The sequence below is a fragment of the Allobosea sp. LjRoot237 genome (assembly GCF_964253285.1).
GTDB lineage: Bacteria > Pseudomonadota > Alphaproteobacteria > Rhizobiales > Beijerinckiaceae > Allobosea.
Genome location: NZ_CAXUQP020000001.1, coordinates 1,981,360 through 1,996,816 on the forward strand (window position 1 = coordinate 1,981,360; position 15,457 = coordinate 1,996,816).

Here is a 15,457-nt window from a genome sequence, read left to right on the forward strand (position 1 = left end):
GACAGAGCATTCCTATGCCCCGTTCTCATCCTATCGATCGCTATCGTAACTTCGGCATCATGGCCCACATTGATGCGGGCAAGACGACGACGACCGAGCGCATCCTGTTCTACACCGGCAAGAGCCACAAGATCGGCGAAGTCCATGACGGCGCCGCGACCATGGACTGGATGGCGCAGGAGCAGGAGCGTGGCATCACGATCACCTCTGCCGCGACGACCTGCCTTTGGCGCGATCATCGCCTGAACATCATCGACACCCCCGGCCACGTCGACTTCACCATTGAGGTCGAGCGTTCGCTGCGCGTGCTCGACGGCGCCGTCTGCGTGCTCGACGGCAACCAGGGCGTCGAGCCCCAGACCGAGACCGTCTGGCGCCAGGCCGACAAGTACGACGTTCCGCGCGTCGTGTTCGTCAACAAGATGGACAAGATCGGCGCCGATTTTTATCGCTGCGTCCAGGACATCATCGACCGCGTCGCCGGCAAGCCCGTCTGCCTGCAGATCCCGATCGGTGCCGAGTCGGACTTCGCCGGCGTGATCGACCTGATCAAGATGAAGGCGATCGTCTGGAACGGCGAAGCGCTCGGTGCCTCCTTCGAAGAGAAGGAGATCCCGGCCGATCTCGCCGACAAGGCTGTCGAATACCGTCACAAGCTGCTTGAAGCCGCCGTCGAGATGGACGATGCGGCGATGGAAGCCTATCTCGACGGCACCGAGCCGGATGCCGAGACCCTGCGCCGGCTGGTTCGTACCGCCGTGCAGCGCCGCGCCTTCCACCCAGTGCTCTGCGGCTCGGCCTTCAAGAACAAGGGCGTGCAGCCCCTGCTCGACGCCGTCGTCGACTTCCTGCCGTCGCCGGTCGACCGTGGCGAGATCAAGGGCATCGACTTCAAGACCGAGGAAGAGACCGTTCGTCACCCGACGGACGAGGATCCCTTCTCCATGCTCGCCTTCAAGATCATGGACGACCCCTTCGTCGGCACCATCACCTTCTGCCGCGTCTATTCGGGCAAGGTCGACACCGGCCAGGGCGTGATCAACTCGACGCGCGACAAGAAAGAGCGCGTCGGCCGCATGCTGCTGATGCACGCGAACAATCGCGAGGACATCAAGGAGGCTTATGCCGGCGACATCGTCGCTCTGGCCGGCCTCAAGGACGTCCGTACCGGCGACACGCTGTGCGATCCGGTCCAGGCCGTGATCCTCGAGCGCATGGAATTCCCCGAGCCGGTCATCACGATCGCGATCGAGCCGAAGTCCAAGGCTGACCAGGAGAAGCTCGGCCTGGCGCTGTCGAAGCTCGCGAACGAGGATCCGTCCTTCCGCGTCTCGACCGACCAGGAGAGCGGCCAGACCATCCTCAAGGGGATGGGCGAGCTGCATCTCGACATCAAGGTCGACATCCTGCGCCGGACCTACAAGGTCGATGCCAACATCGGCGCCCCGCAGGTTGCCTATCGCGAGACGCTGACCAAGAAGGCCGAGATCGACTACACCCACAAGAAGCAGACCGGCGGTACGGGCCAGTTCGCCCGCGTCAAGCTCGTCATCGAGCCGAACGAGACCGGCAAGGGCTTCGAGTTCGAGTCGAAGGTCGTCGGCGGCTCGGTGCCGAAGGAGTACATCCCGGGCGTCGAGAAGGGCCTCAACTCGGTCATCGGTTCCGGCGTGCTTGCCGGCTTCCCGGTCGTCGACGTCAAGGTCACGCTGATCGACGGCGCCTTCCACGAGGTCGACTCGTCGGCTCTCGCCTTCGAGATCGCCTCCCGCGCTGCTCTGCGCGAGGGCCTGCAGAAGGGCGGCTCTGTGCTGCTCGAGCCGATCATGAAGGTCGAGGTGGTGACGCCTGAAGACTATACCGGCTCGGTCATCGGCGACCTGAACTCCCGGCGCGGCCAGATCCAGGGCCAGGACATGCGCGGCAACGCCGTCGTGGTCAACGCGATGGTCCCGCTGGCGAACATGTTCGGCTACGTGAACCAGCTGCGTTCGTTCAGCCAGGGGCGCGCCAACTACACGATGCAGTTCGATCACTACGAGCAGGTGCCGTCCGCGGTCGCTGCCGAGGTCCAGGCCAAATACGCCTGATTGAACAACGCATTACACGGAACACTTGAGAAGATCTGACGGAGGCTGACATGGCCAAAGAGAAGTTTGCTCGGACGAAGCCGCACTGCAACATTGGCACGATTGGTCACGTCGACCATGGCAAGACGTCGTTGACGGCTGCGATCACGAAGGTTCTGGCGGAGTCTGGCGGGGCGTCGTTCACGGCGTATGACCAGATCGACAAGGCGCCGGAAGAGAAGGCGCGCGGCATCACGATCTCGACGGCGCATGTCGAGTACGAGACGGCGGCCCGCCACTATGCCCATGTCGACTGCCCCGGCCACGCCGACTATGTGAAGAACATGATCACCGGCGCGGCGCAGATGGACGGCGCGATCCTGGTGGTGTCGGCGGCCGACGGCCCGATGCCGCAGACCCGCGAGCACATCCTCTTGGCGCGCCAGGTCGGCGTTCCCGCGCTGGTGGTGTTCATGAACAAGGTCGATCTCGTTGACGACGCCGAGCTGCTCGAGCTGGTCGAGATGGAGATCCGCGAGCTTCTGTCGAAGTACGACTTCCCGGGCGACGACATCCCGATCACCAAGGGCTCGGCCAAGGCGGCGCTCGACGGCGTCACCCCGGCGATCGGCCATGATGCGGTGCTCGAGCTGATGAAGACGGTCGACGCCTACATCCCGCAGCCGGAGCGCCCGATCGACCAGCCCTTCCTGATGCCGGTCGAGGACGTGTTCTCGATCTCGGGTCGCGGCACGGTGGTGACCGGCCGCGTCGAGCGCGGCATCGTCAAGGTCGGCGAGGAAATCGAGATCGTCGGCCTGAAGGACACGGTGAAGACGACGGTGACCGGCGTCGAGATGTTCCGCAAGCTGCTCGACCAGGGCCAGGCCGGCGACAACATCGGCGCGCTGCTGCGCGGCACCAAGCGCGAGGACGTCGAGCGCGGCCAGGTGCTGTGCAAGCCGGGCTCGGTGAAGCCGCACACCAAGTTCAAGGCCGAGGCCTACATCCTGACCAAGGAGGAGGGCGGCCGCCACACCCCGTTCTTCACCAACTACCGCCCGCAGTTCTACTTCCGCACGACGGACGTGACCGGCGTGGTGCACCTGCCCGAGGGCACCGAGATGGTGATGCCTGGCGACAACATCGCCATGGAAGTGCACCTGATCGTGCCGATCGCGATGGAAGAGAAGCTGCGCTTCGCCATCCGCGAAGGCGGACGCACCGTCGGTGCCGGCGTCGTCGCAACCATCATCGCGTAACGGCTGATCTGAGGGCGCGAGCCCTTCGGGGCTTTCGCCTTTTCACGTCACGGAGATAACACGACCATGAACGGTCAGAATATCCGGATCCGCCTCAAGGCGTTCGACCATCGCATCCTCGATGCGTCGACGCGCGAGATCGTCTCGACGGCGAAGCGCACCGGCGCCCAGGTCCGCGGCCCGATTCCGCTGCCGACGCTGATCGAGAAGTTCACCGTCAACCGCTCGCCGCACATCGACAAGAAGTCGCGCGAGCAGTTCGAGATGCGGACCCACAAGCGGGTTCTCGATATCGTCGATCCGACCCCCCAGACGGTCGACGCCCTCATGAAGCTTGATCTCGCCGCCGGCGTCGACGTCGAAATCAAGCTCTGATCCATCATCGGGTCCTCTGTTTCCGGGTTTCCCGGATGGACATGACCCCAAGGGAAGGTATGCACCGATGCGTTCCGGTGTGATTGCACAGAAAGTCGGGATGACCCGCATCTTCACCGATGCCGGCGAGCATATCCCGGTCACCGTGCTGAAGCTCGACAACTGCCAGGTCGTCGCGCATCGCACGATCGAGAAGAACGGCTATGTCGCCGTGCAGCTCGGGTCGGGCTTGGCCAAGGTCAAGAACGTCTCGAAGGCGCAGCGTGGCCACTTCGCCGTGGCCAAGGTCGAGCCGAAGCAGAAGATCGTCGAGTTCCGCGTCAGCGATGACGCGCTGATCCCGGTCGGCGCCGAGCTCACCGCCGACCACTTCGTCGTCGGCCAGTTCGTCGACGTCTCCGGCACGACCACCGGCAAGGGCTTCGCCGGCGGCATGAAGCGCTGGAACTTCGGCGGCTTGCGCGCCACGCACGGCGTCTCGGTCTCGCATCGTTCGATCGGTTCGACCGGTGGCCGTCAGGACCCGGGCAAGACCTTCAAGAACAAGAAGATGCCGGGTCACCTCGGTGTCGAGCGTGTCACCACGCAGAACCTGCGCGTCGTCCAGACGGATGCCGAGCGCGGCCTGATCCTGGTCGAGGGTGCCGTCCCCGGCGTCGCCGGCGGCTGGATCCACGTCCGCGACGCGGTCAAGCGCTCCCTGCCGAAGGACGCCCCTCTGCCGGGCAAGTTCAAGGTCTCCGGCGAGAGCAAGGCCGAAATTGTCGAGGCTCCTGCGGCGCAGGCTGAGGAGAACGTGTGATGAAACTCGATATCGTCACTCTTGACGGCGGCAAGGCCGGTTCGGTCGAGCTTTCGGATGCGATCTTCGGCCTCGAGCCGCGCGCCGACCTGCTCGCCCGCATGGTGCGCTACCAGCTCGCCAAGCGCCGCGCCGGCACGCACAAGACCAAGGGCCGTTCGGAAGTCGACCGCACCCGCAAGAAGATCTACAAGCAGAAGGGTACCGGCGGCGCTCGCCACGGTGCAGCTTCGGCTCCGCAGTTCCGCGGCGGCGGCAAGGCCTTCGGCCCGGTCGTGCGCGACCACGCCCATGACCTGCCAAAGAAGGTCAAGGCGCTGGCGCTGCGCCACGCGCTCTCGGCCAAGGCCAAGGATGCGGGCCTGATCATCATCGACGACGTCAAGCTCGCCGAGCCGAAGACCAAGGTGCTTCTGGGCCATTTCGGCAAGCTCGACCTGTCGAGCGCGCTGGTGATCGGTGGCGCCGAGATCGATGTGAACTTCGGCCTGGCGGCGCGTTCGATCCCGAACGTCGACGTGCTGCCGATCCAGGGCATCAACGTCTATGACATCCTGCGTCGCGACAAGCTCGTGCTGACGCGCTCGGCTGTCGATGCGCTGGAGGCGCGCTTCAAATGAGCCAGTCCAAGAATCTGGATCCGCGCCACTACGACGTCATTCGTGGCCCGGTGATCACCGAAAAGGCGACCATGCTCTCGGAGCACAACAAGGTCGTCTTCAAGGTCGCGAAGACCGCGACCAAGCCGCAGATCAAGGCGGCGATCGAGAAGTTGTTCGATGTCAAGGTGAAGAGCGTCAACACGCTCGTCACCGAGGGCAAGGTCAAGGTCTTCCGAGGCCGGCTCGGCCAGCGCTCGGACGTCAAGAAGGCCGTCGTGACCCTCGAAGAGGGCCACTCGATCGACGTGACCACGGGCCTCTGAAGGAAGGATCGTCATCATGGCTTTGAAGAGTTTCAAGCCGATCACGCCGAGCCTTCGCCAGCTCGTGATCGTCGACCGCAGCGAGCTCTACAAGGGCAAGCCGGTCAAGGCGCTGACCGAGGGCAAGTCGTCCTCGGGCGGCCGCAACAATCTCGGTCGCATCACCGTCCGCTTCCGCGGCGGTGGTCACAAGCGCACCCTGCGCCTGATCGATTTCAAGCGCCGCGGCAAGGCCGGCATCCCGGCTGCCGTGGAGCGGATCGAGTATGATCCGAACCGCTCCGCCTTCATCGCGCTGATCAAGTATCAGGACGGTGAGCTCGCCTACATCCTGGCGCCGCAGCGCCTGGCCGTCGGCGACAGCGTCGTCGCCGGCGACAGCGTCGACGTGAAGCCCGGCAACGCGGCTCCGATGGGTTCGCTGCCGATCGGCACGATCGTCCACAATGTCGAGCTCAAGATCGGCAAGGGTGGGGCGCTGGCGCGTTCGGCGGGCAACTACGCCCAGATCGTCGGCCGCGACCAGGGCTATGTCATCGTCCGCCTGAACTCGGGCGAGCAGCGCCTGATCAGCGGCCTGTGCTATGCCACGGTGGGCGCGGTCTCGAACCCCGACCACATGAACCGGAATGACGGCAAGGCCGGGCGCTCGCGCTGGCTGGGTCGCCGTCCGCATAACCGTGGTGTCTCGATGAACCCGGTCGACCATCCGCACGGCGGCGGCGAAGGCCGCACCTCGGGCGGCCGTCATCCGGTCACGCCCTGGGGTCTGCCGACCAAGGGTAAGAAGACCCGCTCGAACAAGCGGACCGATACGTTCATCGTGTCGAGCCGTCACGCCCGCAAGAAGAAGAACTGAGGTCCGTCATGGCGCGTTCGCTTTGGAAAGGTCCGTTTGTCGACGGATACCTCCTGAAGAAGGCCGAGGTCGCCCGTTCGGCGAGCCGGTCTGAAGTCATCAAGATCTGGAGCCGTCGCTCCACGATCCTGCCGCAGTTCGTCGGTCTGACGTTCGGCGTCTACAACGGCCACAAGCATGTGCCGGTGAACGTCTCCGAGGAAATGGTGGGCCACAAGTTCGGCGAGTTCTCGCCGACGCGCACCTTCCCCGGCCACGCGGCCGACAAGAAGGCGAAGAGGAAGTAAGCCATGGGTAAGCCCTCCGCCCCCCGTGCGCTGCCCGAGAACGAGGCCAAGGCGGTCGCGCGCAACCTGCGCGTTTCCCCGCAGAAGCTGAACCTTCTCGCCCAGCTCATCCGCGGCAAGAAGGTCTCGACCGCGCTCTCCGACCTCGAGTTCTCGCGCAAGCGGATCTCGACCGATGTGCGCAAGTGCCTGCAGAGCGCGATCGCCAACGCCGAGAACAATCATGATCTCGACGTCGACGACCTCGTCGTGTCCCAGGCTTTCGTCGGCAAGGCGCTCGTCATGAAGCGCTTCCATGCCCGCGCCCGCGGCCGTGGCGCCCGCATCATGAAGCCCTTCGCCAACATCACGATCGTGGTGCGCGAAGTTCAGGCTGCGAAGGCCTGAGGAGAGAACGATGGGTCAGAAAATCAATCCGATCGGCCTTCGTCTCGGCATCAACCGGACCTGGGATTCGCGCTGGTTCGCCCAGAAGGGCGAGTACGGCAAGCTGCTGCATGAGGACATGGCGATCCGCGCCGCCCTGATGAAGCTGCTGAAGCAGGCTGCCGTCTCGAAGATCATCATCGAGCGTCCGCACAAGAAGTGCCGCGTCACCATCCACTCGGCTCGTCCGGGCGTGGTGATCGGCAAGAAGGGCGCCGACATCGAGAAGCTGCGCAAGTCGGTTTCGAAGCTGACGAACGCCGACGTGACCATCAACATCGTCGAGGTGCGCAAGCCGGAGATCGACGCGACCCTGGTCGCCGACTCGATCGCCCAGCAGCTCGAGCGCCGCGTCGCCTTCCGTCGTGCCATGAAGCGCGCTGTGCAGTCGGCGATGCGTCTGGGCGCCGAGGGCATCCGCATCAACTGCTCGGGCCGTCTCGGCGGCGCCGAAATCGCGCGCCTGGAATGGTATCGCGAGGGCCGCGTGCCGCTGCATACGCTGCGCGCCGACGTCGACTACGGCGTCGCCACTGCCTTCACGACCTATGGCACGTGCGGCATCAAGGTCTGGATCTTCAAGGGCGAGATCCTCGAACACGACCCGATGGCCCAGGACAAGCGCCTCTCGGACGAGGGCGGCCGCTCGGGTGGTGAGCGTCGCGACCGTCGTGAGCAGGCTGCGTAAGGCTGATCGAGAAGAGCCATGCTGCAACCAAAGCGCACTAAGTTCCGTAAGCAGTTCAAGGGACGCATTTCCGGCGTCGCCAAGGGCGGTACGGATCTCAACTTCGGCCAGTTCGGCCTGAAGGCCCAGGAGCCGGAGCGCGTCACGGCCCGCCAGATCGAGGCGGCCCGTCGTGCCATCACCCGCGCCATGAAGCGCGCGGGCCGGGTCTGGATCCGCATCTTCCCGGATGTGCCGGTTTCCAAGAAGCCGACCGAAGTCCGCATGGGTAAGGGCAAGGGATCGCCCGAGTTCTGGGCGGCCAAGGTCAAGCCGGGCCGGATCATGTTCGAGCTCGACGGCGTGCCGGAGGATATCGCCCGCGAGGCGCTCCGTCTCGGCGCCGCCAAGCTGCCGATCAAGACCCGTTTCATCCAACGCATCGCCGAGTAAGGAGGGCGACATGAAAGCTACGCAACGCCTGTCCGATCTCAAGGTGATGAGCACGGACCAGCTCCAGGATGAGCTTCTCAAGCTCAAGAAGGAGCAGTTCAACCTGCGTTTCCAGCGCGCGACCGGCCAGCTCGAGAATACCGCTCGGGTCACCGAAGTGCGCAAGGACATCGCCCGCGTCAAGACACTGCAGCGGTCCAAGACCGCGGCAGTGAGCGCCTGAGGAGTAGGACAATGCCGAAGCGCGTGCTGCAGGGCGTCGTTGTCAGCGACAAGCAGAACAAAACTGTTGTGGTTAAGGTGGAGCGGCGTTATACGCACCCGCTCCTCAAGAAGACGGTGCGCCGTTCGAAGAACTATCACGCCCATGACGAGGCGGGGTCGTTCAAGACCGGCGACACGGTTTGGATCGAGGAGACCAAGCCCATTTCCAAGCTGAAAAGCTGGGTTGTGCTCGACAACGCTCCCAAGGCGTAAGTCAAATCATTGAGGCCAGGGGGCGAAGCGACCCCCGTCAGTCGTAGTCCGGGCTCAGGCACTCATGCCTTTGTCCGGAAACCGCGCTGATACACAGATGGAAGGATCAAGGCCATGATCCAGGTGCAGACCAATCTCGAGGTCGCCGACAATTCCGGCGCCCGCCGCGTGATGTGCATCAAGGTTCTCGGCGGGTCGAAGCGGCGCTATGCCCGCATCGGCGACATTATCGTGGTTTCGATCAAGGAAGCCATTCCGCGCGGCCGCGTGAAGAAGGGCGACGTCATGAAGGCGATCGTCGTGCGCACCGCCAAGGACATCAAGCGCCCCGACGGTTCGGTGATCCGCTTCGACCGCAATGCGGCCGTGCTGATCAACAACCAGAAGGAGCCTGTGGGCACCCGTATCTTCGGACCGGTTCCGCGCGAGCTGCGCGCCAAGAACCACATGAAGATCATTTCGCTCGCTCCCGAGGTGCTGTGATGGCTGCGAAAATCAAGAAGGGCGACAAGGTCGTCGTGCTCGCCGGCCGTGACAAGGGCAAGAACGGCGAAGTGCTTCAGGTCCTGCCGAAGGACGCTCGCGCCGTGGTGCGTGGCGTGAACCTGGTCAAGAAGCACACCAAGGCGACTGCCCAGTCCGAGGGCGGCATCATCAGCAAGGAGGCCACGATCGACCTGTCGAACCTGGCCGTCGCCGATCCGAAGGACGGCAAGCCGACTCGCGTCGGCTTCAAGGTGCTCGATGACGGCCGCAAGGTCCGTTTCGCCAAGCGTTCGGGGGATCTGATCGATGGCTGAGAATCAGCAGGCGGCTCTCTCGCCGCGCATGAAGAAGCATTACGAGGACGTCGTTCGTCCCGCGATGATCGCCGAGTTCGGCTACAAGAACGTCATGGAAGTGCCGACCCTCGAGAAGGTCGTCATCAACATGGGCGTTGGCGAAGCGACTGCCGACCGCAAGAAGGTCGACAACGCCGCCGGCGACCTCGCCATGATCGCCGGTCAGAAGCCGGTCATCACCAAGTCCCGTCTCGCCATCGCCGGCTTCAAGCTGCGCGAGAACATGGCGGTCGGCTGCAAGGTCACGCTGCGCAAGACCAAGATGTTCGAGTTCGTCGACCGGCTCGTCACCATCGCCTTGCCGCGCGTGCGCGACTTCCGTGGTCTCAACCCGAAGTCGTTCGACGGGCGCGGCAATTTCGCGCTCGGGATCAAGGAGCACATCGTGTTCCCCGAGATCAACTACGACAAGGTCGACCAGGTCTGGGGTATGGACGTGATCGTCTGCACGACCGCCAAGTCGGATGACGAGGCGCGTGCCCTGCTCAAGCACTTCAACTTCCCGTTCCGGCAGTGAGCCTTCGGGCTCATACGCGGAAACCAGGAGATATCGATGGCTAAGAAAAGCTCCGTCGAGAACAACAACCGCCGCAAGGCGCTCGTGAAGAAATTCGCGGGCCGTCGTGCGCGTCTTCTCGCGATCGCTAATGACGAAAGCCAGTCCATGGACGAGCGTTTCCTCGCTCGCCTGAAGCTGGCCGAACTGCCGCGCAATTCTGCCGGCATCCGCGTGCGCAACCGCTGCGAAGTCACCGGCCGCCCGCGCGCGTTCTATCGCAAGCTGAAGATGTCGCGCGTTGCTCTGCGCGAGCTCGGCAACAAGGGGCTGGTTCCCGGCCTCGTCAAGTCGAGCTGGTGAGGAGATAGCATCATGGCGATCATCGATCCGCTTGGCGATATGCTGACCCGCATCCGCAATGCGCAGATGCGGCGCAAGTCGCGCGTCTCGACCCCGGGCTCGAAGCTTCGTGCCCGCGTGCTCGACGTGCTGCAGTCGGAAGGCTACATCCGTGGCTATGCGACCACTGAGTTCGGCAACGGCCGTACCGAGTTCGACATCGAGCTGAAGTACCACGAGGGACAGCCGGTCATCCGGTCGATCTCGCGCGTGTCGAAGCCCGGCCGTCGCGTCTACTCCTCGGTCGAGACCATGCCGCGCGTGGCCGACGGCCTCGGCGTCACCATCGTCTCCACGCCCAAGGGCGTGATGTCCGATCATCTTGCCCGCGAGCAGAACGTGGGCGGCGAAGTGCTCTGCAAGGTCTTCTGACCTTCAGGCCGCTGCTCAGGAGAGATTCAATGTCTCGTATCGGTAAGAAGCCTGTTTCGGTCCCGGCTGGCGTCACCGCCAATGTCTCGGGCCAGCTGGTCAAGATCAAGGGCTCGAAGGGCGAACTGTCCTTCGAAGTTCCCGACGAGGTCTCGGTCGCACTGGAGAACGGCGCCATCGCCGTCCAGCCGCGCTCGCAGACCAAGCGCGCCCGCGCGCTCTGGGGCACCTCGCGCGCCCGCATCAACAACCTGGTCGTCGGCACGACGGCTGGTTTCGAGAAGAAGCTCGAGATCAACGGCGTCGGCTACAAGGCCGCCGTCAACGGCAAGATCCTGAAGCTCTCGCTCGGCTACAGCCACGATATCGACTACGCCATTCCGGCCGGGGTCGCGATCGTCACGCCGAAGCCGACCGAGATCGTGATCTCCGGCATCGACAAGCAGGTCGTCGGCCAGACCGCGGCGGAAATCCGCGATTACCGCGGTCCCGAGCCCTACAAGGGCAAGGGCGTCAAGTACGCCGGCGAGTTCATCTTCCGCAAGGAAGGCAAGAAGAAGTAAGGACCGGAGCCATGAGCAAGCAGACAGTTGCGACTGCGCGCCGCAAGGCCCGCGTCCGCCGCGCGATCAAGGCAGTGGCCAATGGCCGCGCCCGCCTGTCGGTGCACCGCACCGGCAAGCAGATCTATGCGCAGGTCATCGACGATGCGAAGGGGCTGACGCTCGCTTCGGCCTCGTCGCTCGACAAGGATATCCGCGCCGACTTCAAGTCGGGCGCGAATGTCGAGGCCGCCGCCGCGATCGGCAAGATCATTGCCGAGCGCGCCATCAAAGTCGGCGTCAAGGAGGTCGTGTTCGACCGTGGCGCCTACATGTACCATGGCCGCGTCAAGGCGCTGGCGGAAGCTGCTCGCGAAGGCGGGCTGAGCTTCTGATTGGTTGAAGATCGCGGGATGCGGGAGGCCTTACCGGCTTCCCGCATGTCGCATTTTGGAAAGTCGCTCCATTCCGGGGCGCTCGAGCGAGCGGCGGGCCATGATCGGCACCGTCCGCGCAAGTAAGAGGAAGACATGGCGAGAGAATCTCGTGACCGTCAGGTTCGCGAAGAGCGCGATTCTGAATTCGTGGACCGTCTGGTCCACATCAACCGCGTCGCAAAAGTCGTGAAGGGCGGCCGTCGCTTCGGCTTTGCTGCCCTCGTCGTCGTCGGCGACCAGAAGGGCCGCGTCGGCTTCGGCCACGGCAAGGCCCGCGAAGTGCCCGAGGCGATCCGCAAGGCGACGGAAGCCGCCAAGCGCGGCCTCGTCCGCATCCCGCTGCGCGAAGGCCGCACGCTGCATCATGACGTCCAGGGCCGTCATGGCGCCGGCAAGGTCATCCTGCGCGCTGCGCCTGCCGGTACCGGCATCATCGCCGGCGGCCCGATGCGCGCCGTCTTCGAGGCGGTCGGCATGCAGGACGTCGTGTCGAAATCGCTCGGCTCGTCGAACCCCTACAACCTCGTGCGCGCCACCTTCGACGCGTTGAAGAACGAGGATTCGCCGCGCGGCGTCGCCGCACGTCGCTCGCTCAAGGTCTCGGCCCTGCAGACGCGTCGCCGCGATGCCGGCACCGATGCCGCGGCCGAAGTGTGAGGGTGGGATCATGGCAAAGGCTAAGAGCAGCACCGTCGTCGTCGAGCAGATCGGTAGCCCGATCCGCCGCGAGGCTTCGCAGCGCCAGACCCTGATCGGTCTCGGCCTCAACAAACTCCGCCGGCAGTCGACCCTGGTCGATACACCGGCCGTACGGGGCATGATCGACAAGGTCAGGCATCTCGTGCGCGTCGTCGACGGCAAGTGAGGGGATCGTCTGATGAAACTCACAGAGATCCGTGACAACGAAGGCGCGCACAAGTCGCGCATGCGTGTCGGCCGTGGCATCGGCTCCGGCAAGGGCAAGACCGCCGGGCGCGGCGTCAAGGGCCAGAAGGCTCGCGCCGGCGTGGCGGTCAAGGGCTTCGAGGGTGGCCAGATGCCGCTTTATCGGCGCCTGCCGAAGCGCGGCTTCCACAACCTGTTCTCCAAGGATCTGAACGAGGTCAATCTCGGGCGCATCCAGCAGGCGATCGAAGCCGGCAAGCTGGACGCCAAGGGTGCGGTGACGATCGAGGCGCTGGTCGCCGCCGGCGTCATCACCCGGCAGGCCAAGGACGGCGTCAAGATCCTCGGCGTCGGCGAGATCAAGGCCAAGCTCGCTTTCGAGGTTGCCGGTGCGTCGAAGTCGGCGGTCGAGGCGATCGAAAAGGCGGGCGGCACAGTCAAGATCCTGGCGGCTGCCGCTTCACAGGCGTGATTTCCACGCTTACATGACTAACGCGAGCGGCGGCCGGGCCCGAAGCCTTGGCCGCCGTTTGACTGTCTAGACCAGAATTCACCCAAGGACCGGACGCATGGCATCGGCGGCTGAACAGCTTGCGGCAAACCTGAATTTCGGCGCGCTGGCCAAGGCCGACGAGTTGAAGAAGCGGATCTGGTTCACGCTGGGGGCGCTGATCGTCTACCGGCTCGGTACCTATATCCCGCTGCCCGGCATGAACCCGGATGCGGTCGCCGATCTGTTCAAGCAGACCCAGTCAGGCGTGCTCGGCCTGTTCAACATGTTCTCGGGCGGCGCGGTCGGCCGGCTCGCGATCTTCGCGCTGGCGATCATGCCGTATATTTCGGCCTCGATCATCGTCCAGCTGCTCTCCAGCGTCGTGCCGACTTTCGAGGCGTTGAAGAAGGAAGGCGAGGCGGGCCGCAAGATCCTCAACCAGTACACGCGCTATCTGACGCTGGTACTGGCGCTGTTCCAGGCCTGGGGCATCGGCGTTGGCCTGCAGGGCTCGGGCAATCTCGTGTTGGAGCCGGGGCCGTTCTTCCTGATCTCGACCACGATCACCCTGGTCGGCGGCACCATGTTCCTGCTCTGGCTCGGCGAGCAGATCACCAGCCGTGGTATCGGCAACGGCACCTCGATGATCATCTTCGCCGGCATCATCGCCGAGTTCCCGGCGCAGCTGGCGCAGACGCTCGAGCTTGGCCGCCAGGGCGCCATCTCGACCGGCCTCTTGCTGCTGGTGCTGGTCATGGCGGTCTGCGTCATTGCCTTCGTGGTCTTCGTCGAGCGCGCCCAGCGGCGCCTGCTGATCAACTATCCGAAGCGCCAGGTCGGCAACCGGATGTATGAGGGCCAGACCTCGTTCCTGCCGTTGAAGCTCAACACGGCAGGCGTGATCCCGCCGATCTTCGCCTCGTCGCTGCTGCTGCTGCCGACCACGATCGCGAGCTTCAGCCAAGCCTCGGGCGGCACCGGCATCCTGGCAACGCTGGCGACCTATCTGGCGCACGGCCGGCCGCTGTTCATGTTCCTCTATGCGGCGCTGATCATCTTCTTCTGCTTCTTCTACACCGCGATCGTGTTCAATCCGGTCGAGACGGCAGACAACCTCAAGAAGCATGGCGGCTTCATGCCGGGCATCCGTCCGGGCGAGCGCACCGCCGAACATATCGACCGGGTGCTGACCCGCATCACCGTGCTCGGCGCCGCCTATTTGACTATCGTCTGCTTGATCCCGGAGTTCATGATCACCTATGCCCAGATTCCGATCATCCTGCTTGGCGGCACCTCGCTGCTGATCGTGGTGACGACGACGATGGACACGGTCGCTCAGGTCCATGGTCATCTCCTGGCCCATCAGTATGAGGGCCTGGTCAAGAAGGCGAAGTTGAGGGGGGCAAGGCGCTGATGAGGCTGATTTTCCTGGGGCCGCCGGGGGCGGGGAAGGGCACTCAGGCGACACGGATCGTCGCAAAGCACGGCATTCCGCAACTCTCGACCGGCGACATGCTGCGCGCGGCGGTAGCCGCCGGCACCCCGGTCGGCCTCAAGGCGAAGGCGGTGATGGATGCAGGCGGACTGGTCTCGGACGAGATCGTCATCGGCATCGTCGCCGACCGCATCGAAGAATCCGATGCGAAGAAGGGCTTCATCCTCGACGGCTTCCCGCGCACCCTGGCGCAGGCCGAGGCGCTCGATGCCATGCTCGCCGAGAAGGGACTGAAGCTCGACAAGGTGCTGGAGCTCAAGGTCGACCAGAGCAAGCTCGTCGACCGGATCGTGCGCCGCGCCGAGGAGGCCAAGGCCGCCGGCCAGCCGGTGCGCAAGGACGATGACCCGGAGGTCTTCAAGACCCGGCTCGAGGCCTATAACCGCGACACCGCGATCGTCGCGCCCTATTACGAAAAGCGCGGCCAGCTCACGCCGATCGACGGGATGCAGCCGATCGATCAGGTCACCGGGGCGATCGAGCAGGCGCTCGCGGGCTGAGGCCCAGAGCCGATTTGAATTCCGATGCCGCGCGGTGTTCACTGCGCGGCTTTTTCTTAGGATGGAGCAGGCCCATGGCCGACGGCGATGACGACTACGTCTATGACGAGACGACTGGCGAATGGCGCCCGGCCGCGGAAGTGGCTGCGGCAGCAGCGCTCAAGCCTGAGGCTCGCGATTCTGCAGGCAACATCCTCGCTGATGGCGACGCGGTGACGCTGGTCAAGGACCTCAAGGTCAAGGGCGCCAACCAGACCCTGAAACAGGGCACGGTGATCAGGTCGATCCGACTGACGGACAATCCCGAGGAGATCGATTGCCGCCATGAGAGCATCAAGGGGCTCGTTCTGCGCACGGAGTTCGTGCGCAAGCGCTGAGGCGCCGCGCGAAC

General features: G+C 64.4%; 26 protein-coding genes. All 26 read left to right on the top strand.

The features are described from left to right. Positions 1-14: 14 nt before the first annotated feature. The 26 genes from fusA (at position 15) to ACSQ24_RS09715 (ending at position 15,443) form a co-directional block, all read left to right on the top strand. Positions 15-2,090 (top strand): elongation factor G, encoded by a 2,076-nt coding sequence (fusA, locus tag ACSQ24_RS09590; RefSeq protein ID WP_436094457.1) that lies wholly within the window; start codon positions 15-17, stop codon positions 2,088-2,090. Between the two features lie 50 nt (positions 2,091-2,140). Continuing rightward, positions 2,141-3,331, top strand: a complete 1,191-nt coding sequence (gene tuf / locus ACSQ24_RS09595) for an elongation factor Tu (RefSeq protein ID WP_436094458.1) — start codon at positions 2,141-2,143, stop codon at positions 3,329-3,331. A gap of 66 nt (positions 3,332-3,397) precedes the next feature. After that, positions 3,398-3,706 carry a 30S ribosomal protein S10 gene (gene rpsJ / locus ACSQ24_RS09600; RefSeq protein ID WP_043237115.1) on the top strand — a complete coding sequence of 103 codons (309 nt, stop codon included), beginning with the start codon at positions 3,398-3,400 and terminating at the stop codon, positions 3,704-3,706. A gap of 67 nt (positions 3,707-3,773) precedes the next feature. After that, the gene (rplC, locus tag ACSQ24_RS09605) at positions 3,774-4,508 is read left to right on the top strand and encodes a 50S ribosomal protein L3 (RefSeq protein WP_436094459.1); all 735 of its coding nucleotides are present in this window, start codon (positions 3,774-3,776) and stop codon (positions 4,506-4,508) included. Next, positions 4,508-5,128, top strand: coding sequence for a 50S ribosomal protein L4 (gene rplD, locus ACSQ24_RS09610; RefSeq protein ID WP_110489251.1), 621 nt, complete (start codon positions 4,508-4,510; stop codon positions 5,126-5,128). Before rplC ends, rplD begins: the two co-directional genes overlap by 1 nt. Continuing rightward, positions 5,125-5,433, top strand: coding sequence for a 50S ribosomal protein L23 (locus ACSQ24_RS09615; RefSeq protein ID WP_114827649.1), 309 nt, complete (start codon positions 5,125-5,127; stop codon positions 5,431-5,433). Before rplD ends, ACSQ24_RS09615 begins: the two co-directional genes overlap by 4 nt. A gap of 16 nt (positions 5,434-5,449) precedes the next feature. Next, the gene (gene rplB / locus ACSQ24_RS09620; RefSeq protein WP_126110512.1) at positions 5,450-6,292 is read left to right on the top strand and encodes a 50S ribosomal protein L2; all 843 of its coding nucleotides are present in this window, start codon (positions 5,450-5,452) and stop codon (positions 6,290-6,292) included. Positions 6,293-6,300: 8 nt separating this feature from the next. Further along, entirely contained in the window at positions 6,301-6,579 is a 279-nt protein-coding gene (gene rpsS, locus ACSQ24_RS09625; RefSeq protein WP_091842265.1) for a 30S ribosomal protein S19, read from the top strand. Between the two features lie 3 nt (positions 6,580-6,582). Further along, positions 6,583-6,966, top strand: coding sequence for a 50S ribosomal protein L22 (rplV, locus tag ACSQ24_RS09630; protein ID WP_126110514.1), 384 nt, complete (start codon positions 6,583-6,585; stop codon positions 6,964-6,966). Positions 6,967-6,976: 10 nt separating this feature from the next. After that, entirely contained in the window at positions 6,977-7,693 is a 717-nt protein-coding gene (gene rpsC, locus ACSQ24_RS09635) for a 30S ribosomal protein S3 (RefSeq protein WP_436094460.1), read from the top strand. Positions 7,694-7,711: 18 nt separating this feature from the next. Further along, entirely contained in the window at positions 7,712-8,125 is a 414-nt protein-coding gene (gene rplP / locus ACSQ24_RS09640; RefSeq protein WP_057193262.1) for a 50S ribosomal protein L16, read from the top strand. A 10-nt stretch (positions 8,126-8,135) separates the two neighbouring features. Then, on the top strand, positions 8,136-8,348 hold the full coding sequence (gene rpmC, locus ACSQ24_RS09645) for a 50S ribosomal protein L29 (RefSeq protein ID WP_436094461.1): 213 nt from the start codon (positions 8,136-8,138) through the stop codon (positions 8,346-8,348). A gap of 11 nt (positions 8,349-8,359) precedes the next feature. Continuing rightward, complete coding sequence (gene rpsQ / locus ACSQ24_RS09650) at positions 8,360-8,602, top strand: 30S ribosomal protein S17 (protein WP_436094462.1); 243 nt, start codon at positions 8,360-8,362, stop codon at positions 8,600-8,602. Positions 8,603-8,716: 114 nt separating this feature from the next. Further along, positions 8,717-9,085, top strand: coding sequence for a 50S ribosomal protein L14 (gene rplN, locus ACSQ24_RS09655; protein ID WP_057193256.1), 369 nt, complete (start codon positions 8,717-8,719; stop codon positions 9,083-9,085). Continuing rightward, entirely contained in the window at positions 9,085-9,402 is a 318-nt protein-coding gene (gene rplX / locus ACSQ24_RS09660; protein ID WP_057193254.1) for a 50S ribosomal protein L24, read from the top strand. Before rplN ends, rplX begins: the two co-directional genes overlap by 1 nt. Further along, positions 9,395-9,961, top strand: coding sequence for a 50S ribosomal protein L5 (gene rplE, locus ACSQ24_RS09665; protein WP_110489256.1), 567 nt, complete (start codon positions 9,395-9,397; stop codon positions 9,959-9,961). Before rplX ends, rplE begins: the two co-directional genes overlap by 8 nt. Positions 9,962-9,997: 36 nt before the next feature. After that, positions 9,998-10,303 (top strand): 30S ribosomal protein S14, encoded by a 306-nt coding sequence (gene rpsN, locus ACSQ24_RS09670; RefSeq protein ID WP_110489257.1) that lies wholly within the window; start codon positions 9,998-10,000, stop codon positions 10,301-10,303. A gap of 12 nt (positions 10,304-10,315) precedes the next feature. Then, complete coding sequence (gene rpsH, locus ACSQ24_RS09675; RefSeq protein ID WP_436094463.1) at positions 10,316-10,714, top strand: 30S ribosomal protein S8; 399 nt, start codon at positions 10,316-10,318, stop codon at positions 10,712-10,714. Positions 10,715-10,743: 29 nt separating this feature from the next. Continuing rightward, positions 10,744-11,277 (top strand): 50S ribosomal protein L6, encoded by a 534-nt coding sequence (rplF, locus tag ACSQ24_RS09680; RefSeq protein WP_436094464.1) that lies wholly within the window; start codon positions 10,744-10,746, stop codon positions 11,275-11,277. 11 nt (positions 11,278-11,288) lie between these two features. Then, entirely contained in the window at positions 11,289-11,651 is a 363-nt protein-coding gene (gene rplR / locus ACSQ24_RS09685; RefSeq protein WP_436094465.1) for a 50S ribosomal protein L18, read from the top strand. Between the two features lie 135 nt (positions 11,652-11,786). Beyond that, entirely contained in the window at positions 11,787-12,350 is a 564-nt protein-coding gene (gene rpsE, locus ACSQ24_RS09690; RefSeq protein ID WP_284170363.1) for a 30S ribosomal protein S5, read from the top strand. A 10-nt stretch (positions 12,351-12,360) separates the two neighbouring features. Beyond that, positions 12,361-12,558 (top strand): 50S ribosomal protein L30, encoded by a 198-nt coding sequence (rpmD, locus tag ACSQ24_RS09695; RefSeq protein WP_436094466.1) that lies wholly within the window; start codon positions 12,361-12,363, stop codon positions 12,556-12,558. Positions 12,559-12,570: 12 nt separating this feature from the next. After that, on the top strand, positions 12,571-13,050 hold the full coding sequence (rplO, locus tag ACSQ24_RS09700) for a 50S ribosomal protein L15 (protein WP_436094467.1): 480 nt from the start codon (positions 12,571-12,573) through the stop codon (positions 13,048-13,050). 97 nt (positions 13,051-13,147) lie between these two features. After that, on the top strand, positions 13,148-14,485 hold the full coding sequence (secY, locus tag ACSQ24_RS09705) for a preprotein translocase subunit SecY (RefSeq protein WP_436094468.1): 1,338 nt from the start codon (positions 13,148-13,150) through the stop codon (positions 14,483-14,485). Further along, on the top strand, positions 14,485-15,066 hold the full coding sequence (locus tag ACSQ24_RS09710) for an adenylate kinase (RefSeq protein ID WP_436094469.1): 582 nt from the start codon (positions 14,485-14,487) through the stop codon (positions 15,064-15,066). The genes secY and ACSQ24_RS09710 overlap by 1 nt, the downstream gene beginning before the upstream one ends. Positions 15,067-15,140: 74 nt before the next feature. Beyond that, the gene (locus tag ACSQ24_RS09715) at positions 15,141-15,443 is read left to right on the top strand and encodes an alkylphosphonate utilization protein (protein ID WP_436094470.1); all 303 of its coding nucleotides are present in this window, start codon (positions 15,141-15,143) and stop codon (positions 15,441-15,443) included. The last annotated feature ends 14 nt before the right edge of the window (positions 15,444-15,457 follow it).